24 protein-coding genes are annotated in these 24,379 nt (G+C 33.2%); 14 read left to right on the top strand and 10 right to left on the bottom strand.

The window, feature by feature from the left end; genetic code table 11:
• Positions 1-40 precede the first annotated feature (40 nt).
• Positions 41-1,099, top strand: a complete 1,059-nt coding sequence (gene aroB / locus BZARG_RS00595; RefSeq protein WP_008634791.1) for a 3-dehydroquinate synthase — start codon at positions 41-43, stop codon at positions 1,097-1,099.
• Positions 1,100-1,103: 4 nt separating this feature from the next.
• Here the strand turns inward: aroB and BZARG_RS00590 are convergent, their stop codons facing one another.
• The 3 genes from BZARG_RS00590 to BZARG_RS00580 form a co-directional block, all read right to left on the bottom strand.
• Positions 1,104-1,619 (bottom strand): DinB family protein, encoded by a 516-nt coding sequence (locus tag BZARG_RS00590; protein WP_008634581.1) that lies wholly within the window; start codon positions 1,617-1,619, stop codon positions 1,104-1,106.
• Positions 1,620-1,693: 74 nt separating this feature from the next.
• The gene (locus BZARG_RS00585) at positions 1,694-2,173 is read right to left on the bottom strand and encodes an Lrp/AsnC family transcriptional regulator (RefSeq protein WP_008634491.1); all 480 of its coding nucleotides are present in this window, start codon (positions 2,171-2,173) and stop codon (positions 1,694-1,696) included.
• Positions 2,174-2,244: 71 nt separating this feature from the next.
• On the bottom strand, positions 2,245-3,378 hold the full coding sequence (locus tag BZARG_RS00580; protein WP_008634730.1) for a M14 family metallopeptidase: 1,134 nt from the start codon (positions 3,376-3,378) through the stop codon (positions 2,245-2,247).
• A 293-nt stretch (positions 3,379-3,671) separates the two neighbouring features.
• Here BZARG_RS00580 and BZARG_RS00575 point away from each other — a divergent pair, with 293 nt between their 5' ends.
• The 4 genes from BZARG_RS00575 to BZARG_RS15720 all read left to right on the top strand — a co-directional run bounded on the left by BZARG_RS00575 (position 3,672) and on the right by BZARG_RS15720 (position 5,602).
• Positions 3,672-4,100 (top strand): helix-turn-helix domain-containing protein, encoded by a 429-nt coding sequence (locus tag BZARG_RS00575; RefSeq protein ID WP_008634436.1) that lies wholly within the window; start codon positions 3,672-3,674, stop codon positions 4,098-4,100.
• 104 nt (positions 4,101-4,204) lie between these two features.
• Entirely contained in the window at positions 4,205-4,573 is a 369-nt protein-coding gene (locus BZARG_RS00570; RefSeq protein ID WP_040287863.1) for a hypothetical protein, read from the top strand.
• 1 nt (position 4,574) lies between these two features.
• Positions 4,575-5,369: a TerC family protein gene (locus BZARG_RS00565; protein ID WP_008634238.1), complete on the top strand. Its 795-nt coding sequence runs from the start codon at positions 4,575-4,577 to the stop codon at positions 5,367-5,369.
• Between the two features lie 74 nt (positions 5,370-5,443).
• Positions 5,444-5,602 (top strand): hypothetical protein, encoded by a 159-nt coding sequence (locus BZARG_RS15720; protein ID WP_008634598.1) that lies wholly within the window; start codon positions 5,444-5,446, stop codon positions 5,600-5,602.
• Positions 5,603-5,611: 9 nt separating this feature from the next.
• On the opposite strand, the gene BZARG_RS00560 is transcribed toward BZARG_RS15720, so the two are convergent.
• The 6 genes from BZARG_RS00560 to BZARG_RS00540 form a co-directional block, all read right to left on the bottom strand.
• Positions 5,612-8,239, bottom strand: coding sequence for a DNA gyrase/topoisomerase IV subunit A (locus tag BZARG_RS00560; protein WP_008634623.1), 2,628 nt, complete (start codon positions 8,237-8,239; stop codon positions 5,612-5,614).
• A 5-nt stretch (positions 8,240-8,244) separates the two neighbouring features.
• Complete coding sequence (locus BZARG_RS00555; protein ID WP_040287862.1) at positions 8,245-8,724, bottom strand: hypothetical protein; 480 nt, start codon at positions 8,722-8,724, stop codon at positions 8,245-8,247.
• Positions 8,721-10,580, bottom strand: coding sequence for a DNA topoisomerase IV subunit B (locus BZARG_RS00550; protein ID WP_008634539.1), 1,860 nt, complete (start codon positions 10,578-10,580; stop codon positions 8,721-8,723). The genes BZARG_RS00555 and BZARG_RS00550 overlap by 4 nt, the downstream gene beginning before the upstream one ends.
• A 739-nt stretch (positions 10,581-11,319) precedes the next feature.
• Positions 11,320-11,484: a hypothetical protein gene (locus BZARG_RS15715; RefSeq protein ID WP_008634693.1), complete on the bottom strand. Its 165-nt coding sequence runs from the start codon at positions 11,482-11,484 to the stop codon at positions 11,320-11,322.
• A gap of 271 nt (positions 11,485-11,755) precedes the next feature.
• Positions 11,756-12,850, bottom strand: coding sequence for a redox-regulated ATPase YchF (ychF, locus tag BZARG_RS00545; protein WP_008634514.1), 1,095 nt, complete (start codon positions 12,848-12,850; stop codon positions 11,756-11,758).
• 296 nt (positions 12,851-13,146) lie between these two features.
• Positions 13,147-13,500, bottom strand: coding sequence for a 4Fe-4S dicluster domain-containing protein (locus BZARG_RS00540; RefSeq protein WP_008634742.1), 354 nt, complete (start codon positions 13,498-13,500; stop codon positions 13,147-13,149).
• A 159-nt stretch (positions 13,501-13,659) separates the two neighbouring features.
• Here BZARG_RS00540 and BZARG_RS00535 point away from each other — a divergent pair, with 159 nt between their 5' ends.
• From BZARG_RS00535 to BZARG_RS00500, 8 genes are all read left to right on the top strand, one after another.
• Positions 13,660-14,721 carry an acyl-CoA reductase gene (locus BZARG_RS00535; protein ID WP_008634394.1) on the top strand — a complete coding sequence of 354 codons (1,062 nt, stop codon included), beginning with the start codon at positions 13,660-13,662 and terminating at the stop codon, positions 14,719-14,721.
• Positions 14,722-14,855: 134 nt separating this feature from the next.
• Positions 14,856-15,917 carry a 3-phosphoserine/phosphohydroxythreonine transaminase gene (gene serC / locus BZARG_RS00530; RefSeq protein ID WP_008634206.1) on the top strand — a complete coding sequence of 354 codons (1,062 nt, stop codon included), beginning with the start codon at positions 14,856-14,858 and terminating at the stop codon, positions 15,915-15,917.
• Positions 15,918-15,995: 78 nt separating this feature from the next.
• Positions 15,996-16,958 carry a D-2-hydroxyacid dehydrogenase gene (locus BZARG_RS00525; protein WP_008634778.1) on the top strand — a complete coding sequence of 321 codons (963 nt, stop codon included), beginning with the start codon at positions 15,996-15,998 and terminating at the stop codon, positions 16,956-16,958.
• 44 nt (positions 16,959-17,002) lie between these two features.
• Positions 17,003-17,641 (top strand): DUF937 domain-containing protein, encoded by a 639-nt coding sequence (locus tag BZARG_RS00520; protein ID WP_008634677.1) that lies wholly within the window; start codon positions 17,003-17,005, stop codon positions 17,639-17,641.
• Positions 17,642-17,761: 120 nt separating this feature from the next.
• Positions 17,762-18,190, top strand: coding sequence for a DUF6146 family protein (locus BZARG_RS00515; protein WP_008634294.1), 429 nt, complete (start codon positions 17,762-17,764; stop codon positions 18,188-18,190).
• 26 nt (positions 18,191-18,216) lie between these two features.
• Positions 18,217-18,711, top strand: coding sequence for a DUF6787 family protein (locus BZARG_RS00510; protein WP_008634612.1), 495 nt, complete (start codon positions 18,217-18,219; stop codon positions 18,709-18,711).
• Between the two features lie 41 nt (positions 18,712-18,752).
• Positions 18,753-19,043, top strand: coding sequence for a hypothetical protein (locus BZARG_RS00505; RefSeq protein ID WP_008634402.1), 291 nt, complete (start codon positions 18,753-18,755; stop codon positions 19,041-19,043).
• 44 nt (positions 19,044-19,087) lie between these two features.
• Positions 19,088-21,316 carry a TonB-dependent receptor gene (locus BZARG_RS00500; protein WP_040287860.1) on the top strand — a complete coding sequence of 743 codons (2,229 nt, stop codon included), beginning with the start codon at positions 19,088-19,090 and terminating at the stop codon, positions 21,314-21,316.
• Between the two features lie 86 nt (positions 21,317-21,402).
• On the opposite strand, the gene BZARG_RS00495 is transcribed toward BZARG_RS00500, so the two are convergent.
• Positions 21,403-21,699 (bottom strand): hypothetical protein, encoded by a 297-nt coding sequence (locus BZARG_RS00495; RefSeq protein WP_008634519.1) that lies wholly within the window; start codon positions 21,697-21,699, stop codon positions 21,403-21,405.
• Between the two features lie 237 nt (positions 21,700-21,936).
• Here BZARG_RS00495 and BZARG_RS00490 point away from each other — a divergent pair, with 237 nt between their 5' ends.
• The gene (locus tag BZARG_RS00490) at positions 21,937-24,378 is read left to right on the top strand and encodes a DUF5916 domain-containing protein (RefSeq protein WP_008634613.1); all 2,442 of its coding nucleotides are present in this window, start codon (positions 21,937-21,939) and stop codon (positions 24,376-24,378) included.
• The last annotated feature ends 1 nt before the right edge of the window (position 24,379 follow it).

Genomic DNA, 24,379 nt, shown 5'->3' with positions numbered 1-24,379 from the left:
AAACACCTTATTTTAGCTTTTATTTCTTGCACTAATTCCTATGAAATCTATTCAAACCGAAAACTACTCAATTCACTTTAATTCAAACTGTTATAGCGCGTTAAATACGCATTTAAAAGCGATAAATTATTCTATCCTATTTATATTGGTTGATGAAAACACGCATAATTTCTGCTTGCCACAGTTTATAGAGCAGATAGAAACGTCTTGCACCATTGAAATTATAGAAATTGAGGCGGGCGAAGAACACAAAACTATAGAAACTTGTGTTGGCGTTTGGAATGCGCTTTCTGAATTAGGAGCAGATAGAAAAAGTTTAATAATTAATTTAGGCGGCGGCGTTGTTACGGATTTAGGCGGCTTTGTAGCTTCTACATTTAAACGCGGCTTAAATTATATTAATGTACCAACCTCCTTATTAGCTATGGTTGATGCTTCTGTAGGCGGTAAAACCGGTGTAGACTTAGGACACTTAAAAAATCAAATTGGGGTTATTAATCCAGGTGAAATGGTATTGATAGACACCAACTTTCTTGAAACCTTACCAGAAAATCAATTACGTTCTGGCTTAGCTGAAATGCTTAAGCACGGCTTGATATATAGTCGGGATTATTGGAATAAATTTTCAACGGATGCCATTTCAGATTATGATAATTTAATATATGAATCAGTAATCATAAAAAACAGCATCGTAACGAAAGATCCTTTAGAACAAAATTTACGTAAAACACTAAATTACGGACATACTTTAGGCCATGCTATAGAATCATATTTTTTAAGCCACCCTGAAAAGGAAGCCTTGCTTCATGGCGAAGCTATTGCCGTTGGAATGATTTTAGCAACTTATATTTCAACAGAATTATCTGATTTTCCGAAATCTGAAAACGAAGCCATAAAAAAAGTAATAAAACGCGTTTTTGGAGAAGTTACTTTTAGTCCAACTGACTATGACGCTATTATTGAGCTTCTAAAATACGATAAGAAAAATGAGCATGGTAATATTAATTTCGTTCTCCTAGAAAACATGGGGAAACCAATAATTGATTGTCAAGTAAGCAACGAACTTATTATAAAAGCATTCGAATACTACAGAGCCTAAAAAACTATAAATAGCGCTCTTTAATAATGTCTATATGATGTTTTTCATGGCCAACTAATATAAAGCCAATAGCCCTAACGGACATATCCGCACCACTAGCCTCACCTATTTGTTCCAGCATTTTTTTTGAAAAACTACTAAATAAAGCAATTGTCGATTCCCGCAAATCCATATAATCATTAATTAATTGGTCACGCGTTCGTCTATTAGCAACACTTGACAATACGTAGTCATCTTGCTCAAATCCCGGTAGAGGCGTTTTATCTTGTCTTGCAAAACGCAAAGCTCGGTATATAAAAATATGTTCTGTATCAATAAGATGCTGAATAATCTCCTTAATAGTCCATTTTCCGTCAGAATAGCGATATTCTAACTTGTTTTCAGGAATAGATCGAAAGAAAGCTGCTGTATTTTCCATGCCCTGACCCAATCCACTTAATAAACTAGACGTACCAGCCTTTTTAATGTAATTAGCATAAAAAGGACTAAACTCTGAAGAAGGAACCTCACTAACAAACATAATTCTATATTTTAAAGTATTAAAAAAAGCGCTTTCCAAAGAAAGCGCTCATCTCTTTTAAGCTTGAAAAAAGCTTACATGTTTTTAAAAATTGAATGCATTAAACGTTTCTTATCGTTTAAGCTTTCTTCCAATGAAATCATAGTTTCTGTACGATACACACCTTCAATATCATCAATCATAAAAATAACATCCTTCGCGTGTTCTGTGTTTTTAGCACGAATTTTACAAAAAACGTTAAACTTACCGGTCGTTATATGTGCAACGGTTACATAAGGAATTTCATTTATACGTTCTAGTACAAACTTTGTTTGAGATGTTTTTTGAAGAAACACACCTACATATGCAATAAACGCATATCCTAATTTCTTATAGTCTAGAGTTAATGAAGATCCTTTAATAATTCCAGCCTCTTCCATTTTCTTTACACGTACATGAACTGTTCCAGCCGAAATAACTAATTGTTTTGCTATATCCGTGAAAGGAACACGGGTATTATCGATCAACATTTCTAGTATTTGATGATCGACATCATCTAATTTAAATTTTGCCATTATATTAATTTCTTTAAATAAAAGACAAAAATAAGACAATAAATTTAAATTATATATATCAAAAACTCTATTTAGGCCAGTATTAATGAATATTTAGCATTATTTAACATAACTGAATATGTTTGATTACCAACGCTCAACATCGAACCATTCATATTTAACACATTAGCCCCACAACCATCATATTCCTTATGTCCGAAAAAACCATCTAGTTTCTCTAATTTTACAATTTCAGGTATAAACTGTATGCTATTACCTACTAATTCCTCTTTATATTGTACGCCTACGTCTATCAAATGTCCGTCATGTTCAACATTCCTAATAATTACATCCAAAAAACATTTGCCATTTTGTGGAATCATCAAGTATTCCTCATAGCCTTTCCCTTCCAATTCGGTTTCAGATATCGTATATAAAGCTATCATAAGTGCATAACCAATAAGTTCGCGAGTTACCTCTCTCTTGTAGTCGCCAGGATAATGACCAGCTTCAAACAAAACCGTAGGCACACCTAAACTTTGAAAAGCATCTCCCACACAATTATGATTAAAACCGTCATTATATAAAGCAACTTGATTGGGTATTACTTTTTGTAATTTCAAATTCATTGCAACTATAAGTTCCATAGCTATTTTACGGGTTTTAGTGAAGCTTCGCGACTCATCTTCCGCAGGTGACAAGAATGATAAAATAGCCGACTTGGAGGTTTCTCCAACACTAAAAATAGTACGCTGCCCATGCAGGTTAAAACAAAAATCTGGTTTGAATTTTAAGAAACAGTCCTTTAATAAACGACTTTCAGGTTGCGACAATGCTTGAGCATCACGATTTAAATCGATTTGATTCGCATTTAAGCGTGTATAAACCTGTGCACCATCTGGATTTAAAATAGGAATAATACATAATGTACAGGCTTCTAAGATGGATGGATTACGCTGTAAATAGTTTATAAGATCGAAAAGCGCTTTAGTAGTTGTAGATTCATTTCCGTGCATTTGCGACCACATCAATACACGTTTTTTTCCGCTACCTAGAGTTATACAGTAAATAGATTGATGTTTAACTGAAGTACCTTCTATAGTAACCTGAACATTTTTCGGCAGCTTTTCTAGCAAGGGCTCTATCATAGAGTTTGTAATATAACGGCCTTCTAAATGTAATTCTTTATAGGTATTGAAAGGTGTTTCTAAAGTACTACTATACATATGTAAATTTGTTACGTTACAAAGGTAAACAAATACTAATTTACATTTGTAAACAGAATTTCAAGTTGTTTTGTATAGTATTGTATACAGTACAATATGTCATTTAATAAGCTTAATAAGCTAAAAAACTTCAACATTATAAAATGTATGTATTTAACATTATATCAAAGAGTTACACAGGTCTACTTAAAGCTAAAATACACATATAAATATGTTTTTTAGACTTTTTTGATGGGTTTAATGTAAATAATCTTTACATTTGTAACATTAATTTACATAAGTAACAGTTTACAATGATAAACAGCAATGAGTTTTCCAAACGACTAGAAAAAGTCATTAAATTTTTCGATGAAAGTGCCTCTTCTTTCGCGGAAAAAATTGGTGTACAGCGCTCAAGTATTTCTCATATATTATCGGGTAGAAATAAGCCAAGCTTAGATTTTGTTTTAAAAATTATTGATGCCTTTCCTGAAGTCGAATTGTATTGGCTGCTAAATGGTAAAGGAGTATTTCCAAAATTAGAAGATGCTCCTATTCAAAACTTAAAGTCAGAAGCAAAATTTCAAACACCGCTAAAAGATTCTTCAGAAAAAGTATCTGTTGAGAATACATCATCTCAAATTCCTGAAAGTTTAAGTCAGCTTTCTACAGATAATAATAAAGACATTGAGCGTATTGTTATTTTCTTTAAAGACGGCACCTTTAAAAATTTCAATAATTAAAAATTGTTAATTTTATTTTTTTAATAATTCATTCTTAAGTTCGATGGCAATACCGTAATGTTTCTTAATTTTGTTTAAAACACCAACTATTCAAATCATCCATTATGAAACTCTTACTTTGCCTCTTGTTTGTACTTTTTGTAAGCTGCTACCAAATAGAGCGCCAATGCACCGATTACCAAACAGGAACTTTTAGTAGTGAAATTACTATTAACGACTCCACCTATAATTCCGTATTTACCAGAACGAAGGACATACAGATAGAAACCTATCAAGGACATGTTGATTCGACGACAGTACGTTGGATAAATGATTGTGAAGTGGTTTTTAGAACCATTAACCCTAAAAACATGCAGGAGCAGAAGGATATTCATTTGAAGATTTTAACAACCACCGATTCCACTTACACCTTTGAATATTCCTATGTTGGAGAAAAAACAAAACAAAAAGGATCGGCCAAACGCATAAACTAATATGTTAGATTTCTTATTGACCAGCGATGCCATCATGGCACTTTTAACGTTAACATTCCTTGAAATAATTCTAGGTATTGATAATATTGTTTTTATATCTATCGCTGCTAATAAGTTACCTGAAAGCCAACGGAATAAGGCTACTAATATAGGTTTGATAGCTGCCATGTTACAAAGAATTGTTCTCTTATTTTTTGTGAGTTTTCTAGTAGGTTTATCAGAACCCTTTTACACTTTTGATAGCAGCTGGCTTCAGATAGGAATAAGCTGGCAAGCGATAATTTTATTTGGTGGCGGCTTATTTTTAATATATAAAAGTACATCGGAAATTCGCGAAAAAGTAGAAGACCCCTCTCATGATGAGAATGAAGTAAAAGGCAGGAAAATTAAATCGTTAAAGCAAGCAATTGTTCAAATTATGATTATCGATTTTATTTTTTCCATAGACTCTATTCTTACAGCCGTGGGAATGACAAATGGTTTGCATGAAAATCATAATTACAATTTAGTACTAATGATTATTGCTGTGGTTATATCTATTGGAATTATGATAGGTTTTGCTAATCCCATTAGAAAATTTATTGACTCGCATCCCAGTGTTCAATTATTAGGTTTAGCCTTTTTAATATTAATTGGCTTCATGCTTATTACAGAAGCCGCACATTTATCGGGAGCTAAATTTTTCGGAAATGCAGTTGGTGCTATTCCAAAAGGTTATTTGTATTTTGCCATTACCTTTTCTTTATTTGTAGAGTTTTTAAACTTCCGAATAGCCAAAAAGAAAAAAAATAAATAACAGTATAAACGAAGATTTACAAGCGCCTTATTTTATCGTTGTAAATCGTCGTTTTTAGTTTAAAATTGAAATCTATGAAAAAAATAAATCCAAAAGCTTTATACCTTATTTCTACAGGATTAATATTAGCCTCTATTTTCTTTAAAGATAAAACACCTACCATTTATTACGCATGTATAATTGGCGGTGTTTTAGCTTTTTTATTAGGAGCATCGTCCCATTTTAGAAAGTAATATATATTTTTAGAAAAGTGTAGACTGACTATTATCCTCTTTTCCTGAATCTTCACTTGTCTCATCGGAGCTTTCAGAATTCACTTCAGTTTCATCAACCACATCTAATTCTTCGGCAGGAATTTCTTCTGGCGCTTCATAAGGCAATGATTCCAACAAGTCAATTTGCTTCACCTTATCTTTGGTAAGTTGATTTCCTAAAGCTGTAATTCCTTTCACGGAAATGAATTCTTCTAAATTCACTTCTAAATTATCTTTTCGGTCCTTTCCGCGCTCTTTTACAAATTCAACATCGGCCATAGGCTTCCAATCGGTGGAAACGATTTCTAATTGTGAGTTTTCATGATCAGAAATAAACAATTCCTCACGACTTTCATTTTCAACTAAGAAGCGCTTGACATAATACCGTTCTTTTTCGCCATCAAAATAAATAGCTGATATTGGTTTTTTAGGAATCCACTTCTCCATAACAATCATATCATTATCGAAATGTGTGGTGACTTCTGGTACAATAGTTTTTATAAAACCGGTTTGCGTTATTATTAAAATCCTGTCTTCACCTCTAAATTCTCCAACTAATTCACCCCGCCCATCAACGTTTAAACGTTTTACGTTATTATCAAACCAAATTTTGCGTGGTTTTAATGTCGAGACCCCTCTTTCTTTCAGCTCTACTTTTTTAATGGCATGTTTAGTAACGACGTTTCCTTTAGAACCGCGCCCTTTTATAATAATATCAGCAAAATCAATATCCCATTTTAGTTTTTTAACGCTGCCAACCTGACGCAAATAAACCGTTACAACTTCGGCCTCGCCATTCGGATTGGCTGAAAAATACCAAAGTTTGGAGCTTTTGGAACCATTGGTCATATCATACTCCTTATCGCGCGTCATGGAAGTAACCGCAAAACGTTTTATATAAGACGGTCCATTTTTACCATCGCGATACATCATATTATAAATGGTGCGTTTATCTTTCTTTTTGAATACATCCACGTGAATAATATCCTTACCAATAAAGATTTTTGAATCCACTTTAGTGACCATCATTTTACCATCGTTGGTAAAAACAATAATATCATCAATATCAGAACAGTCACAAACATATTCATCCTTTTTAAGAGATGTTCCAATAAAGCCCTCTTCTCTATTTACGTATAATTTTGTATTTCTAATAACAACTTTTGTAGCATCTACATCCTCAAAAGCACGAATTTCTGTTTTGCGTTCTTTTCCTGCACCATATTCCTTTTTAAGACGTTCAAAATATGCAATAGCGTAGGCAATTAAATTCGCTAAATGATGTTTAACTTCTGCTATCTGATCTTCTAAAGCATCAATTTTTTGTTGCGCTTTATCAATATCGAATTTAGAAATACGTTTAATACGAATTTCTGTTAATCTTACAATATCATCTTCAGTAATGGGACGTTTTAAATGTTTTATATGTGGTTGCAACCCTTTATCGATCGCTTTTATAACACCTTCCCAAGTTTCTTCCTCTTCAATATCACGATAGATACGGTTTTCAATAAAAATCCGCTCTAAAGATGCAAAATGCCATTGTTCCTCAAATTCACCCAAACGGATTTCTAATTCTCTTTTTAGAAGCTGAACAGTATTATCGGTTGAACGGCGCAACATTTCGGAAACACCTACAAATAGCGGCTTATTATCTTCAATGACGCATCCTAAAGGGGAAATTGACGATTCACAACTCGTAAAAGCATATAAGGCATCAATGGTTTTATCTGGCGAAATACCGCCTGGTAAATGAACCAATATCTCCACATTAGCAGCGGTGTTGTCTTCAATTTTCTTAATTTTAATTTTGCCTTTGTCATTGGCTTTTAAAATCGAATCAATTAGCGAAGATGTATTCGTTCCAAATGGAATTTCATTTATAACGAGCGTATTTTTATCGAATTGGGAAATTTTAGCACGAACACGAACACGACCACCACGAAGACCATCTTTATAATCAGAAACATCAGCAATTCCAGCCGTTGGAAAATCTGGATATATGGTAAAACTTTTACCATTTAAATGTTTAATGGAAGCTTCAATCAACTCTATAAAGTTATGAGGTAAAATTTTTGTAGATAAACCTACGGCAATACCTTCACCTCCTTGTGCTAACAAAAGCGGAAACATAACAGGTAAATTTACCGGTTCTTTCCGACGCCCATCATAACTTGCTTGCCATTCTGTAATTTTTGGATTAAAAACAACCTCTAAACCAAATTTGGAAATACGCGCTTCAATATAACGAGCAGCTGCGGCGCTATCGCCTGTAAGAATATTACCCCAGTTTCCTTGCGTATCAATTAACAAATCCTTTTGTCCAATTTGTACCATAGCATCCGCAATACTGGCATCACCGTGTGGGTGATATTGCATGGTATGTCCAACAATATTGGCTACTTTATTGTAACGGCCGTCATCCAAATCCTTCATGGAATGCATGATTCGTCTTTGAACTGGTTTAAAACCATCTTCAATAGCAGGAACCGCTCGCTCTAAAATTACATAGGATGCATAATCTAAAAACCAATCTTTATACATACCAGTAATTCTGGTAATGGTTTCTTTAGTTTCCTCTGGTTCTGGTAGGTTTTCGTTGATTTCGTCGCTCATTAACTCTATTCTTTACTATTGTTTTTTATCATTTTAATTAAAGAATGACGTATAAATTTACGTTTCTTTTGTGTTACTAAAGTGATATTAAAACGTTCTTTATTGATATGATGGTCCTTTTTATTCCCTATAAAAAGCACCAATTCTTTATAAATGATATAATTATTCATTTTAAAATCAACTAATCTTGATTTTTTAAATGTTACCGTATGTTCTCTATAATTAAAATATTCAGAGATTAACAGTCCTTTGTTTTTAACTGTTACTTTTAGACCATCACTATCATATTCAAAATATTTTGAAATAAAATGAACTAGAAAAAATAAGGCAATAAAAATAAACCAAATAATGAAAGTTGAAGTAAATGAATTATTTTCAATATCTCCAAAAGTATTAAATAGTATTAGTAAAAAGACTGCAAACATTATTAGTACAAAATATACTGATATAATAATGTTTTTTACTTTATAATTACTCGTTCTCATTTCACTTCTTCAACAATATCCAATTCAACTTTTAAATTGTTAATAATGAATTCTTGTCTATCCGGCGTATTTTTCCCCATATAGAAACTTAATAAATCTTCGATGGACATATTATCGTCAAGCATAACAGGGTCTAAACGAATATTATCACCAATAAAATGCTGAAATTCATCTGGAGAAATTTCACCAAGTCCTTTAAATCGGGTAATTTCAGGTTTCGGCTTAAGTTCTTCTAGTGCATTTCTTCTTTCTTCTTCAGAATAACAATAAATAGTTTTTTTCTTATTTCGAACACGAAACAAAGGTGTTTGCAAAATATACAAATGACCTTCTTTTATCAATTCCGGAAAAAATTGTAAGAAAAACGTAATTAATAACAAGCGAATATGCATTCCATCCACATCGGCATCCGTTGCAATTACGACGTTGTTGTAACGTAAATCCTCTATGGATTCTTCTATATTTAAAGCAGCTTGGAGTAAATTGAATTCTTCGTTTTCATAAACAATTTTCTTACTTAATCCGTAACTGTTTAATGGTTTCCCTTTTAAACTAAAAACAGCTTGTGTATTTACATCTCTTGATTTAGTAATACTTCCAGAAGCTGAATCACCCTCGGTAATAAATAAGGTGGATTCTAAATTTCTAGCATGTTTAATATCGCCAAAGTGAACACGGCAATCGCGTAATTTTTTGTTATGAAGACTCGCTTTTTTAGCACGATCTTTCGCTAACTTTCTAATTCCTGACAATTCCTTACGCTCGCGTTCCGCTTGTAAAATTTTACGCTGAATCTTATCGGCCGTTTCAGGATTCTTGTGAAGAAAATTATCTAAATTATTTTTTAAGAAATCGTTTATATAGGTTCTCACGGTAGGCAATTCACCTCCCATGTCTGTGGACCCTAACTTGGTTTTCGTCTGACTTTCAAAAATAGGTTCCATAACCTTAATTGAAACAGCGGAAACAACAGACTTCCGAATATCGGATGCGTCAAAATTCTTATTGTAAAATTCACGAATAGTTTTTACCAACGCTTCTCGGAAAGCTAATAAATGCGTTCCTCCCTGTGTGGTGTTTTGTCCGTTAACAAACGAATGATATTCTTCGCTATATTGGGTTTTACTATGTGTTAATGCAACTTCAATATCTTCGCCTTTTAAGTGAATAATTGGATACAAGATATCGTTAGCATTGGAGTTATCTGCTAATAAATCCTTCAATCCGTTTTCACTAAAGTATTTCTCGCCATTAAAAACGATAGTTAAACCTGTGTTTAGGTATACATAGTTTTTAAGCATTTTAATGATATACTCATTGCGATATTTGTACTTCTTAAAAATTGCCTCATCTGGAACAAATGAAACTTTAGTCCCTTTGCGGCGCGACGTATCGTCTAGTAAATCCTGGTCGGTAAGATTTCCTTGTGAAAACTCTGCCGAAGCTGATTTATTATCTCGAGTAGATTCAACCCTAAAAAAGCTAGATAGTGCATTTACCGCTTTGGTACCAACCCCGTTTAATCCAACCGACTTTTTAAAAGCTTTACTATCGTATTTTCCACCAGTATTCATTTTAGAAACTACATCAACTACTTTCCCTAATGGAATTCCACGACCATAATCGCGAACAGTAACTTTGTTTCCTTGAATAGAAATCTCAATAGTTTTTCCAGCTCCCATGACGTACTCATCAATGGAGTTATCCAGTACTTCTTTAATTAGAATGTAAATTCCATCATCTGCCGAAGAGCCATCCCCCAATTTTCCAATATACATACCAGGACGCATACGAATATGCTCTTTCCAGTCCAGCGAACGGATGTTATCTTCGGTATATTTGGTTTCTTGGGACATAAAATGGTGGTTTAGGATATGTGGCTAATATAAGGTTTCGATTGAAAAAATGAAACCCCAAACATGTAAAGTAATTAACAATAAAAATGACATGTTGTTGAGAACGTTAACTTATTTGTAAATATCAGATAATTTTAAAAAAATAATAATTTACAGTTATTAATTAACTAGCCATTAAAGATTTCAATAATAATATTTTATCGAATTTGTCCAAAATTCCACAAGGCGATTGAATTAAGATTTATTCCTCATTCTTGATTTCCTTCTTCGAAAATAAAATGTTCTTGAATATGGATTTAAAATTCCTAAAACGCTTTCAACTATAAGTGATTATAATGAATCAAATAGGATTATTTTTAAAGTTCACTATAATATATTGTGAATTACGCATATAATCAAATCATTCATCTTCAAGGTTTTTTTAAAAATACATTTTACATGAAAATGCTTTTTGTACCAACATTTTAAGAATGTAACATAAAAATTAACATGTCATGATGTCTCAAAACAGTCTAGATCTATTTAGATGATGTGAAAATGGATTAAGCGTATTGCAATTAAATCAGTTTAATTTCTATATCTCAATATTATAGGAAAACCGGATTTTAATTTCCGTAATCCTCTAAATGGCATTAGATAAGTTTACGCCTAATAAAGAAACTTATATCTTTGATTTTAAAACTAAAAATTATTCTAATGCTTTTAAATCAATACTATTTCACTGATTTTTAATGGCCATTTAATCTTGAGATTTTCCTGCGAGAAACGCAAAATACAGCAATGGAGCAATAATGATGACTGCAGAAATAATTAAGGCCGTTATGAGTACAATTTTAAACACATATACCAATAAAACAAATGCTACAATAGCAATCAATATAAAAATTAGAAGTTTTTTACCCATGACTATTTTTGAATTTTGTAGTTAAATATAATTCTTTTTTATGAAGCTTCTATAAAATATATAAACTTAATCTTGAAATTAAATTAAATAAGAAATGAAAATCAAGCATGTATTTTATACGCTCTTGCCACTTCCCATTGCAATGTTTAAAGTTTATGGATTTCAGAAGGCTCCCAACATAATAATTGCTTAAAATTATTTATAGTCTAAAAAGGTTTCATTCACTTTTCAACTAGCTTCAAATCATACAACTTTACTCCTAAACAATAAATTACACATTAAATAAGAAGTGCATCACATCGCCATCTTTAACGATATAATTCTTCCCTTCCACGCGCATTTTTCCTGCTTCTTTTACTTTAGCTTCGCTACCAAAGTGTACAAAATCATCGTACGCAATGACCTCGGCACGAATAAAGCCTTTTTCAAAATCAGTATGGATTACACCGGCTGCTTGCGGAGCGGTTGCACCAACATCAACTGTCCATGCGCGAACTTCTTTAACACCTGCGGTAAAATAGGTTTGTAGATTCAATAATTTATAAGCTGAACGAATTAATTTTGCTGCACCCGGCTCTTCTAAACCTATATCAGATAAAAACATTTGGCGCTCTTCGTAGTCGTCTAACTCATTAATATCTGCTTCTGTTCCAACTGCTAATACTAAAACTTCAGCATTTTCGTCTTTTACAGCTTCGCGAACGAGATCCACATAGGCGTTTCCTGAAGTTGCTGAAGCCTCGTCCACATTACAAACATACATAACTGGTTTGTCTGTAATAAATTGACTTGGTTTTACAAAATCTATATCTTCATCTTCCGAAAACTCCAAAGCACGAACCGAAATACCAGATTCTAAACCTGATTTAATTTTTAATAAAACAGCTTCTTCTTTTTGAGCTTCTTTATTTCCTGTTTTCGCAGCACGTTTAACTTTTTCTAGTTTTTTATCAACGGTTTCCAGGTCTTTTAGCTGCAATTCTATATCAATAGTTTCTTTATCGCGGATAGGATTTATGTTTCCATCAACATGAATAATATTATCGTCATCAAAGCAACGCAAAACGTGCAAAATAGCATCCGTTTCACGTATATTAGCTAGGAATTGATTTCCAAGACCTTCTCCTTTACTCGCTCCTTTTACTAAACCAGCAATATCAACAATCTCAACAGTAGCAGGCAAAACACGTTCAGGATTCACCAAGGTCTCCAACTTTTCAAGTCTTGGATCTGGCACGTTTACCACACCAATATTTGGTTCTATGGTACAAAACGGAAAGTTAGCACTTTGCGCTTTAGCATTTGATAAACAATTGAATAGAGTCGACTTCCCGACGTTTGGTAATCCTACGATGCCTGCTTTCATATAAATTCCCCACGAAAGTGGGCTCTCTTTTAATTAATATTCTTTGCCGTTTTTGAAATTCTTCTTTATAAAAAAAATTAAGGTAGGCTGTTTTTTCCAGCGGCAAAGGTAACGAAATACTTGTTTAATTTGAATAGGGTTTTGAAATTTGTTTAAAGCAAAGATTTGTAGTACTAATTATTGATTTTGTTCGCGCTATCCATATGGACGTTTAATTTTTTAGCAACAAAAAACCCCAAGCTTTCACTTGAGGTTCCTTATACTATAGTGCTAGCCACTAGTTTCTTTATTATTCATTATGCATCTGGATGCATAAAACGTTGTTTCCCGAGTAATTCCTCATCAGTTTCTACATGCGCATCATCAGGCACACAACAGTCTACCGGACAAACTGCCGCACATTGTGGTTCTTCATGGAAACCTTGACATTCTGTACATTTATCTGGAACAATGTAGTAAACTTCATCACTAATAGCTTCTTGAGATTCATCAGCATCCACTTCTTTACCGTCTGGTAACACAACCTTTCCGTTTAAACTGGTACCATCTTTATAGCGCCAATCATCAGCACCTTCATAAATTGCATTATTTGGACATTCTGGTTCACAGGCACCACAATTAATACATTCGTCTGTTATTATAATTGCCATGGTTATATATGTTTTTTAATCTTCCGATTTTATTCTTATTAAAGGCTTTCTTTATAACTCCTATAATTTATCGGAATTAAAACCTTTTGTTGCTCGTTTGCTTTGCGTAAATTTGCAATTGCAAAAATAAAGCCAAAACCATTCATAACCAAATCATACATGGATTTACAGAAAAGAATTAATGCCTTTGTTGAATTAGGAAAGTTTCTCGGACAATTTTCAACAGATCCCTTTGAAAAAAATGATTCTGTTTTGCATAACGATATGTTTTTTGAAGGCTTTAAACATCAAATCAAATTAGCGCAAGAACATAACGCTTGGTTTAATAAAGAGAATCTTATTTTTGCTTTTAATGGTTGGTCTAAATCATTGACTGAAAGCAATATTAATAATTGGTTAGAAAACTATAGCTTTAATGAATTTACTCCCAAAAAAGTAGCCATTATTATGGCAGGCAATATTCCTTTAGTAGGTTTCCATGATTTTTTATCAGTTTTAATATCTGGTCATGATGTTGTGGTTAAACAATCCAGCAATGATAAACAGCTTTTGCCGTTTTTAGCAAAATATGTGGAGAGCGTAGAGCCAGAATTCAAAGGAAAAATAACGTTTACAATCGAAAAACTCGATAAATTTGATGCCGTTATCGCCACAGGAAGCGATAATACAGGACGATATTTTGAATATTATTTTAGAAACAAACCGTCTATTATTAGAAAAAACAGAAACTCGCTTGCTGTGCTTTCTGGAGAAGAGACCCTAGAAGAATTGGAAGCGCTTTCTGAAGATATTTTTAGATATTATGGTTTAGGCTGTAGAAACGTTTCCAAGTTACTAGTTCCAAAAGGTTATGATTTTCAGAACTTTTTTAAAGCTATGTATAAATGGCATCCAATAATTCACCAAAATAAATACGCAAATAATTACGACTATAATAAAGCTGTTTATTTAATGAGCGAATTTGAAATGCTGGAAAATGGTTTTCTAATGATAAAAGAAGACAGTAGTTACTCCTCGCCTATTGCAACCATGTTTTATGAATATTATGAAAACTCAAATGCATTAAAAGAAAAACTTAAGGCAGATTCAGACAAGATTCAATGTGTGGTTTCCAAAGGATTATTAGCGGATGAAATTCCTTTCGGACAAACCCAAAACCCACAACTTTGGGATTATGCTGATAACGTAGATACTATTGCGTTTTTGTTAAAAATTAGTTGATAAGTTCTTGAGTTATCAACTCGTATTTTATTAGAATTTAGCACCTTTGCAAGTAATTAAAGATAAAAAAATATTTCCAATTTTAGCTTGAATGATTTTAAGACGAAAGAAGGAAGTAACAAACTATATTTTCCATGAAAAGACATAATTTTAGTGCAGGTCCTTGCATTTTACCAAAAGAAGTGATGCTAAAAGCATCGGAAGCCGTATTAGATTTTGATAACGGTTTATCCATACTCGAAATTTCACATAGAAGTAAATCTTTTGTAGATATTATGGAGAAATCTCGTTCTTTGGCTCTAGAGTTATTAGGTCTAGAAGGCAAAGGCTATAAAGCATTATTTCTTCAAGGTGGTGCTAGCACCCAATTTTTAATGGTCGCATTAAATCTTCTCGAAAAGCGTGCTGCTTATTTAAATACAGGAACTTGGAGCGATAAAGCTATTCAAGAAGCACGAATTTATGGTGAAGTTCTCGAAGTGGCCTCTTCTAAAGATGCTAACTTTAACACTATACCAAAAGGCTATACTGTTCCTTCGGACTACGATTATTTTCACTGTACTTCCAACAATACTATTTTTGGAACGCAAATGAAATCGTTTCCAAAATGTAATATTCCAATGGTTTGCGATATGAGTAGCGATATTTTTTCACGTAAATTAGATTATAGTCAGTTCGATTTAATCTATGCAGGTGCTCAAAAAAACATAGGCCCAGCTGGAGCAACATTAGTAGTTGTTCGCGAGGATATTTTAGGAAAAGTATCTCGTAAAATCCCTTCAATTATGGATTATAAAATGCAAATAAGCAAAGACAGCATGTTTAATACGCCGCCAGTGTTTTCAATTTATACATCTATGTTGAATATGGAATGGCTAAAAGATTTGGGTGGTATTTCAGCTATTGAAAAAGAAAACAACAAAAAAGCACAACTTATATATAGTGAAATCGATTTAAATCCACTTTTCAACGGTTATGCTAAAAATGAAGATCGTTCTAAAATGAATGCAACTTTTACGCTAACGAATCAAAAACTAAAAGAAACTTTTGAAACCATGTTAGACGAGGAAGGAATAAATGGCTTGAATGGCCATAGATCTGTTGGTGGTTATCGCGCGTCTATGTACAACGCCATGCCTTTAGAGAGTGTTGGGGTTTTAGTGGATATAATGAGTGATTTGGAACGTAAAGCTTAAATCCAGACAGAAAATTTTAAATAAACATAAGTAGATAAAGATTCCCATTTAATGGGAATGAAAAAACACATTTCTTTGATGAAAATATTAGCAAACGATGGAATTTCAAAAAGTGGTATAGAAGTATTAGCACAAGCTGGTTTTGAAGTTTTAACAACAACAGTAGCACAAGAGCAATTAGCAAATTATATTAACAAGCATAATATTGATGTCTTGTTGGTGCGTAGTGCAACATCGGTTCGTAAAGAATTAATAGATAGCTGCCCAAGTTTAAAAATAATTGGTCGAGGTGGTGTTGGCATGGATAATATTGATGTGGAATATGCTAGAAGTAAGGATATTCATGTTATAAACACACCGGAGGCCTCTTCACAATCCGTAGCTGAGCTCGTTTTTGCTCATCTTTTTGGTGGTGTACGTTTTTTATATGACTCTAATCGAAATATGCCATTGGATGGCGATTCGCAATTCAAATCTTTAAAGAAAAACTACGCTAAAGGTGTAGAACTTCGTGGTAAAACTCTTGGTATTATTGGCTTTGGTCGTATTGGCCGTGACGTTGCTAAAATAGCTTTAGGTATTGGCATGAAAGTTATTGCTAGTGATAAGTTTGTTGGAAAAGCAGATATAAAAGTGGAGTTTTATAATGGCCAGTTTATAAATGTAGAAATCCTAACGGAGCCGACAGATGAGATTTTAAAGAAGGCAGATTTTATAACGTTACATGTGCCTTTGCAGAGTGAATATGTTATTTCTGAAAAAGAATTTAGCCTTATGAAAGATGGTGTGGGTATAATAAATGCGGCTCGTGGTGGTGTAATTGATGAAGTTGCTTTGGTAAATGCCATGGAATCTGGCAAAGTAGCATTTGCCGGTTTAGATACTTTTGAACAAGAACCAACCCCTGCTATTCAAGTTTTAATGAATGGACAAATGTCATTAACGCCTCATATTGGTGCTGCCACAAATGAAGCGCAAGATAGAATTGGAACAGAACTGGCTGTACAAATTATCAGTATTCTTAAAGTAGAAAAATCGTAAATTTTCATTAACTTGAATACTGAATAATTAAAAAACACAAAATCATGACAGGAATATTAGATTTATTAAATGGTGACATGGGCAAAACCATCATTAATGGTGTTGCAGGGACCTCTAAACAATCGGAAGGTAAAACACAAGAGGTTTTAACCATGGCTTTACCGGTATTGATGCAAGCTATGAAACGCAATGCAGATTCACCTCAAGGTGCTGAAGGTTTAATGGGCGCGCTAAAAAACAGCAAACACGATGGTAGTATATTAGATAATCTTGGTGGTTTGTTTTCTGGTGGTGTAGATGATTCCGTAACAAACGAAGGTGATAAAATATTAAATCATGTTTTAGGAAATAAAAAAGGAAATGTAGAAAAAGCTATTGGCCTAAAGGCTGGTATCGATGCTGGATCTGTTGCTCAAATTCTTAAAGTAGCAGCACCAATTTTAATGGGTGTTTTAGGAAAACAAACACGCGAAAAAGGTGTCGATAGCTCTTCTGGTATGGGAGACCTACTAGGTGGCTTATTGGGCGGTAACTCTAGCGGCCAGGAACAGAGCTTTTTAGAGTCTATTTTAGATGCCGATGGTGATGGCAGCATTATGGACGATGTTGCAAATATGGTTTTAAATAGCGGTAAAAAGAAAGGCGGCATTGGCGGTATGCTAGGCGGACTTTTTGGAAAATAAACACATAAAATTCATTTATAATAAAAGTCAGGCGTTTACGTCTGGCTTTTTTTGGTTAAATATATTATTCAAAGTAAAGGAACTCCTAAAGATTTTCGTATTTTTAAGAAAACTTGCATCATGAAAACACTATATAGCCTGCTCATTGTCATCGGTTTATTTGTTAGCTGCAAATCATCGAAAACCGTTATTAATAATTCTGAAACAGATACTGCCCAGAAACAAGACACGATTAAAATATCAAATGATGATCTGGAATATGAAGTCATTATTATTGAAAGCGGATTTGACTTTTGGATGGCCAGTCGTGCAAAACCAAGAAGTTACTATTCTCAATCTTATTTGGAAACTAAAAATAGCTTTTATGTAAGCGAATGGAATAATCGCGTGCGCTCTTCACGTTTTTCTCCAAACCTATATGAAACGACTATAGATTATAGTCAAGGTATCGATTATGGCCTTGAAGTCAACTATTTATTATACCATTATTTTGTGTTTTTTCAGGAAAAGTATAAACAACAATTATCCTCGCATATTCCTCGATTTTAAAGTATCTTTGCAGACAAATTTGCGGAATGAAAAAATTTAAAGAAAATTGGGAGATTCAACATAACTGGCAGCTACTTTTTCCGGCTCTTGGAATTATTGGATTAATATACTCCTGCTTTAGATTAGCCAGTCTCCTACCGTTTTCTGAAAACATACTTATTCAAACACTTTTGACCATTATTCTATTCTTTCTACTTTTAAAAATTACTTTGTGGTTTTTTAAAAAGCTGGAAAATCGTTGGGTTGTGACTTATAAATGGGAAATGATACGCATATTTATAGTGTTTGCTATTACAGGAAGCTCGTCCATATTTATAGGTAGACCACTTATAAAATTAATCGGAATTACTAAAGAAAACTTAAATCCATTACTATATTGGATTTTATTCGCTATAATTGGGCTCGTTTTCTATCAAATTCTTTTAGTAACTTATGGTTGGCTATTTGGCCAGTTTAAGTTTTTCTGGGAATTTGAAAAGAAAATGCTCCGACGATTCGGATTAAGCAGATTTTTAGATTAGTGCAAAAAATTAAACAACATATTATTTTTAAAGGGTTTACGATGATTTTAATCGTCGCAATCCTATTACCTGCAGCCGTAAAAGTAGCACATCTTTTTGAAGATCACGTTCATGAAGTTTGTCTTAATAAAAGCACTACCCACTTTCACACATTAGATATAGATTGTGAATTCTATAAATTTAAATTGGCGAATCACTTTTTTCAAATTCCTGAAAACTTTCAAGTTTTAGAATTAGTAGAAAACCATGATGATATTGTCTCACAATACTTCTTTTTAAGTACTTTTCAAAGACTTCATTTCTCTCTTCGCGGTCCCCCTGTATTTAGTTAATATATCCGTTTTATTTAAAAACATTAACTATTTACACATTATACATGAAAACAATAATAAATTTGTTGTTTTTGTCCATGGTATCATTTGCTTTAGGACAAAACAACATTCAAGGTGTCGTTACAGATACTAATATGGGCGACAGCCTACCATACGTAAACCTTTATTTCCCACAATTAGAAAAAGGAACAACAACGGATGAGAATGGAAAATTCTCTTTCCATAATCTACCTTCAGGGACCTATACTTTAGTGTATTCCTTTATTGGTTATGAAACCAAATCTTTTAATTTGGTTATTCCAACCACTGAAGCTTTAGTACTTGAATTAGCAAGTTCAGCTATTGAAATGGAAGCCGTCATAATCTCCACCCCTTTCCATAAGCTTCAAAGCGACAACGTAATGAAGATAGAGCGTAAATCCATAAAGGAATTAAAAGCTTCTGGTGCGGTTACTTTAGGCGAAGGTATTTCTAATATAGCTGGTGTTGAAGGCGTAAGTACTGGTATAGGTATAACCAAACCTGTAATACGCGGATTAAGTTCTAATCGTGTTCTAGTTTATACCCAAGGTGTCCGATTAGAAAATCAGCAGTTTGGTGACGAACATGGTCTTGGATTGAGTGATGCTGGCGTAGAAAGTGTAGAAGTTATCAAAGGTCCAGCCTCTTTACTATATGGTAGTGATGCTTTAGGTGGCGTTTTGTATATTAATCCAGAACGTTTTGCCAGTTCAAATTCAGTTAATGCCGATTTAGGAGGAACTTATTATTCCAATACTGAAGGTTACAGTACAAGTGCTGGATATAAGGCATCTGGCGATGATTTTAAAATGTTATTTAGAGGAAGTGTTAGCGAGCATGCTGATTATAAAACATCGGATTACCGTGTAACCAATACCCGATTTAAAGAACAAGATTTCAAAGCTGGTTTAGGCTATCAAACCACGAATTTTAAAACGGATTTCCGATATAATGTCAATCAGTCAAAATTAGGTATTCCCGGTGAAATTGGTGAGCAATCTACCAATAAGACTCCATTATTACCATATCAAGAGCTTTCTAATCATATTTTTAGTTCGCGATCGACTCTATTTTTTAATAACTCGAAATTAGAATTTAATTTAGGTTACATATATAATAGCCGCAAAGAATTTGAAGACGAACACGATCATGATCATGGAGGCCACGACCACGATGATCATGATGAGGACGATGAACATGGCGAGCTGCACCCTGCGCTTCAAATGAAACTAAAAACGGCTAATTACGATATTAAATATCATTTACCAGTTATGGGTAAGTTTGAGACTATTGTTGGTGTTCAAGGTATGAATCAAGCAAACACAAATTATGGTGAAGAAATATTAATTCCCGACGCTATTACTAACGATTTTGGTGTTTTAGCTATGTCACATATTCACTTTGAAACATTTGATATCCAGTTAGGTGCACGTTACGACAACCGTTGGATAGAAATTGATGATAATTTAAGCAAATCCTTCAATAGTTTTAATGGTGCATTTGGAGTAAAAACAGATCTAGCTAAAAATATTACAGCACGATTAAATTTAGCAACAGGCTTTAGAGCTCCAAATTTAGCCGAATTAACTTCAGACGGTGTGCACCACGGTACAAATAGATATGAAATTGGAAATATCGAGTTAAATAATGAACAGAATTTCCAAGCAGATTTAGCGTTAGAATATAAAAACGAACATATTGAGTTTTTTGTGAATGGATTTTATAATCATATCAATGATTACATCTTTTTATCGCCAGATGGTAGTGATATAAATGACCAACCAGTTTATAATTATATTCAAGATGATGCAGCGCTTTATGGCGGTGAAGTTGGCTTACACTTTCACCCACACCCTTTAGATTGGTTGCATTATGAAAGTAGCTTTGAAACTGTAACAGGTAAACAAAGTTCAGGAAGCTATTTACCGCTTATTCCTGCAAACAGCTTGAGTAATACAATTCGCATGGAGTTTGATACTAAAGGAACCATAGAAACCTACGCTTTTATTAAACTAAAGACTGTTTTTAAGCAGGGAAAAATTAGTGCTTTCGAAACATCAACAAATGGCTATAATTTATTGAGTGCTGGTTTTGGTGGTAATGTACAAGTGTTTAATAACGATTTAGCTATCACTATTTCTGGAACCAATTTAACTAATAAAACATATGTAAATCATCTATCGCGTTTAAAACCGGATGGGATTTATAATATGGGACGAAATTTTAGTGTAGGGCTCACCTATTCATTATAATTTCCACTTCTAAGCAATCGCTACGGATACTAAAAAAATAAACCTGAACAATATTCTAATTGTTCAGGTTTATTAATTTAATAATTCTATTTTTCTTCTCTAACAAATTGCAATGGTTTGGTTTCTTTCGAAAAATAAAAGGTGTAAAACCACATTATTGAAAATGATGGTATAATATCCACAAACGGTAAGGCTTCTTCAACAAAACTAAAAACTGCCGCTATTTTCCCTTTTCTACCCGCATACATTCTCGTCATTAAATAAGCTGATAATGGCGCCCATACAAAATCGAATGGTGGGAATATAAAGGACACATAGCCCAAAGCATCAAATAACAAACCCAGTCCTAATTTTTTAGACTTATTTAAGTTTTTTAATTTCATATATTACTGTTTATTTTATCAATAGAAAGCAAATTTTATTCCAAAACGTTATTATCTGTAAAATTTATTCTTTTAAAGAATTTGCTATTTCTTCTGTTAGCGCGATTTAGATTATAAAAAGTAAATAGATTTTAACGTTTAATTATGATTATTTTTTCAATTAGGAATTTAGATTTGTAAAAAATGTAACATTCGCTATATAGTTCTGTCTATTAAGAGACTTTTAATTAAAAAATGATGAAAAACAAGTTATTTCTTCTCACTTTCTCACTGTGGTGCTTTTACACTCTAGCGCAAGAGAAGAAAGCTTTAAATATTACGAGAACCGCAACACCACCAAAAATTGATGGGATATTAAATGATGAAGCTTGGATAAATGCGGAAGAAGCTAAAGATTTTATTCAATTCAGGCCAGAAATGGGCATTACAGAAACACCTGAAACCCGTACGGTTGTAAAAATAACCTATGACGATTACGCTATATATGTAGCTGCTTATTTATACGATAATCCTAAAAAAATTATGCGGCAATTAACAAGCCGTGATAATTTTGGAGAATCAGATTTTTTCGGGTTTATCTTAAATCCCAATAATGATGGACAAAATAACACCGAATTTTTTGTATTTAGTTCTGGAACGCAAGCAGATGCTATTGAATCGCCAGGAATTGGTGAAGATTTTAGCTGGAATGCTGTTTGGGATAGTGCTGTAAAAATTGTAGATGATGGCTGGATAGTTGAAATGAAAATCCCATATCGTACACTTCGCTTTTCAAATCAGGTAGCACCTACTTGGGGATTACAAATGCATAGACATATTCATAGAGATCGATCGCAATACACTTGGAACCCTATTGATGTTACAAAAGGAAGTTTCGGTATTTATAATGGAGAACTCAAAGGACTTACAAACTTAAATCCACCTACGCGACTCACTTTGTACCCTTTTATTTCTGGTGTAGTGAATTCTTTTGAAGGAGAAACGGAAACACAGTTTAATGCCGGAATGGATTTAAAGTATGGTATTACTGAAAACTTTACATTGGACGCTACGCTTATTCCAGATTTTAGTCAAGCTGGTTTTGATAGCGTAGAACTCAATTTAGGGCCTTTTGAACAAACATTTTCTGAACAACGTCAATTTTTCACGGAAGGCGTCGATCTTTTCACCAAAGGTGATCTGTTCTTCTCACGTCGCGTAGGAAGCAGACCTTCTAGTTCTATAACTTTAAATACAAATGAAGAGATTCACCATTTTCCAGAACAAGTTAAAGTAATAAATGCTATCAAAGTTTCTGGTAGAACGAAAAATGGTTTAGGTATTGGTGTTTTTAATGCTATTACGGGAAAAACAAAAGCGAAAATCAGGAATACAGAAACGAATACGACACGAAATGAATTGGTGGAACCTTTGGCTAATTATAATATTTTAGTTGTCGATCAGCAGTTTAATCAAAATTCATCTGTGAGTTTAATTAATACCAACGTAACTAGAAGTGGTCATTTTCGCGATGCCAATGTTACTGGAGTTTTAGCCGATTTAACGACTAAGAAAAACACCTATAATCTAGAAGCGGAAATAAAAATGAGTAACGTTAACCTAAAATCTGGTACTGAAACAGGATATAGTTATGAGTTAGGGTTCTCCAAAGTTTTTGGGAATTGGCAATACTGGATTGGTCATGAATATGCTGATGATAAGTATGACATTAACGATTTAGGTCAACAAGACCGGAATAATTTTAGCAATTTTGGAGTAGAAGGCTCTTACAGAATTTTTGAGCCAACAGGAATTTTTAATACTTATAATTTTAATGGTTGGATTGACTATAACCGATTATCAAATCCTAATACATATACAGGAAACAGATTAGGCCTTGCCTTTTCGGGTCAACTAAAAAGTCTTCACGGTTTTGGTGGCGATATTAGTATTAAACCAGGCAAACAATACGATTATTTTGAACCACGCGAAGCGGGTCGCTATTTTATTTCTGAAAATCAATTAGAAGGAAATATATGGTTTTCTTCCAGTTATAATAAAAAATTCGCCATTGACGTCAACATTGGCGGTAAGACGTATTTTGAAGACGATAGAGAAACCAACAATATTAAATTTAATATTAGTCCACGTGTACGTTTAAACGATAAAATGATGCTTATATATTCGTTTGATTACGATAAAATAAATGGCAATCGCGGATATGCAGGTACTTTAACAAACGAAATTGTTTTTGGTAATCGCGACCGTAAAACAATAATTAATAGTATAACTGCATCCCAAAATTTTAATCCATTTCATTCGCTAAATCTCACATTTAGAAACTATTGGAGTACAGTTTTATATGATGATAACATCTATTTACTACAAGAAAATGGTCGATTACTTGAAACCGATACTACCTTCGGAAATGCCGGATTAGATGATCCAAACATTAATTTTAGTACTTGGAATCTAGATTTGAGTTATTCTTGGCAATTTGCGCCTGGAAGTTTTATAACCGCTTTATACAGAAACAACTTGTTTAATTACGATTCTGAAGCCGAGCTAAATTTCACTAATAACTTTGACCGGCTATTCACTCAACCTATTCAAAATTCCTTTTCATTAAAGATTCAATATTTTATTGATTACAATAATCTGAAAAAAATATTCCATAAGAAATCAAACGCATCATTGTAGG

Source organism: Bizionia argentinensis JUB59, assembly GCF_000224335.1.
Lineage (GTDB): Bacteria > Bacteroidota > Bacteroidia > Flavobacteriales > Flavobacteriaceae > Algorimicrobium > Algorimicrobium argentinense.
This window is presented reverse-complemented; position numbering and strand designations above follow the sequence as displayed.

Coding starts and splice junctions, on each gene's coding strand:
- aroB (WP_008634791.1), top strand. CDS start 41: ATGAAATCTATTCAAACCGAAAACTACTCAATTCACTTTAATTCAAAC.
- BZARG_RS00590 (WP_008634581.1), bottom strand. CDS start 1,619: ATGTTTGTTAGTGAGGTTCCTTCTTCAGAGTTTAGTCCTTTTTATGCT.
- BZARG_RS00585 (WP_008634491.1), bottom strand. CDS start 2,173: ATGGCAAAATTTAAATTAGATGATGTCGATCATCAAATACTAGAAATG.
- BZARG_RS00580 (WP_008634730.1), bottom strand. CDS start 3,378: ATGTATAGTAGTACTTTAGAAACACCTTTCAATACCTATAAAGAATTA.
- BZARG_RS00575 (WP_008634436.1), top strand. CDS start 3,672: ATGATAAACAGCAATGAGTTTTCCAAACGACTAGAAAAAGTCATTAAA.
- BZARG_RS00570 (WP_040287863.1), top strand. CDS start 4,205: ATGAAACTCTTACTTTGCCTCTTGTTTGTACTTTTTGTAAGCTGCTAC.
- BZARG_RS00565 (WP_008634238.1), top strand. CDS start 4,575: ATGTTAGATTTCTTATTGACCAGCGATGCCATCATGGCACTTTTAACG.
- BZARG_RS15720 (WP_008634598.1), top strand. CDS start 5,444: ATGAAAAAAATAAATCCAAAAGCTTTATACCTTATTTCTACAGGATTA.
- BZARG_RS00560 (WP_008634623.1), bottom strand. CDS start 8,239: ATGAGCGACGAAATCAACGAAAACCTACCAGAACCAGAGGAAACTAAA.
- BZARG_RS00555 (WP_040287862.1), bottom strand. CDS start 8,724: ATGAGAACGAGTAATTATAAAGTAAAAAACATTATTATATCAGTATAT.
- BZARG_RS00550 (WP_008634539.1), bottom strand. CDS start 10,580: ATGTCCCAAGAAACCAAATATACCGAAGATAACATCCGTTCGCTGGAC.
- BZARG_RS15715 (WP_008634693.1), bottom strand. CDS start 11,484: ATGGGTAAAAAACTTCTAATTTTTATATTGATTGCTATTGTAGCATTT.
- ychF (WP_008634514.1), bottom strand. CDS start 12,850: ATGAAAGCAGGCATCGTAGGATTACCAAACGTCGGGAAGTCGACTCTA.
- BZARG_RS00540 (WP_008634742.1), bottom strand. CDS start 13,500: ATGGCAATTATAATAACAGACGAATGTATTAATTGTGGTGCCTGTGAA.
- BZARG_RS00535 (WP_008634394.1), top strand. CDS start 13,660: ATGGATTTACAGAAAAGAATTAATGCCTTTGTTGAATTAGGAAAGTTT.
- serC (WP_008634206.1), top strand. CDS start 14,856: ATGAAAAGACATAATTTTAGTGCAGGTCCTTGCATTTTACCAAAAGAA.
- BZARG_RS00525 (WP_008634778.1), top strand. CDS start 15,996: ATGAAAATATTAGCAAACGATGGAATTTCAAAAAGTGGTATAGAAGTA.
- BZARG_RS00520 (WP_008634677.1), top strand. CDS start 17,003: ATGACAGGAATATTAGATTTATTAAATGGTGACATGGGCAAAACCATC.
- BZARG_RS00515 (WP_008634294.1), top strand. CDS start 17,762: ATGAAAACACTATATAGCCTGCTCATTGTCATCGGTTTATTTGTTAGC.
- BZARG_RS00510 (WP_008634612.1), top strand. CDS start 18,217: ATGAAAAAATTTAAAGAAAATTGGGAGATTCAACATAACTGGCAGCTA.
- BZARG_RS00505 (WP_008634402.1), top strand. CDS start 18,753: ATGATTTTAATCGTCGCAATCCTATTACCTGCAGCCGTAAAAGTAGCA.
- BZARG_RS00500 (WP_040287860.1), top strand. CDS start 19,088: ATGAAAACAATAATAAATTTGTTGTTTTTGTCCATGGTATCATTTGCT.
- BZARG_RS00495 (WP_008634519.1), bottom strand. CDS start 21,699: ATGAAATTAAAAAACTTAAATAAGTCTAAAAAATTAGGACTGGGTTTG.
- BZARG_RS00490 (WP_008634613.1), top strand. CDS start 21,937: ATGAAAAACAAGTTATTTCTTCTCACTTTCTCACTGTGGTGCTTTTAC.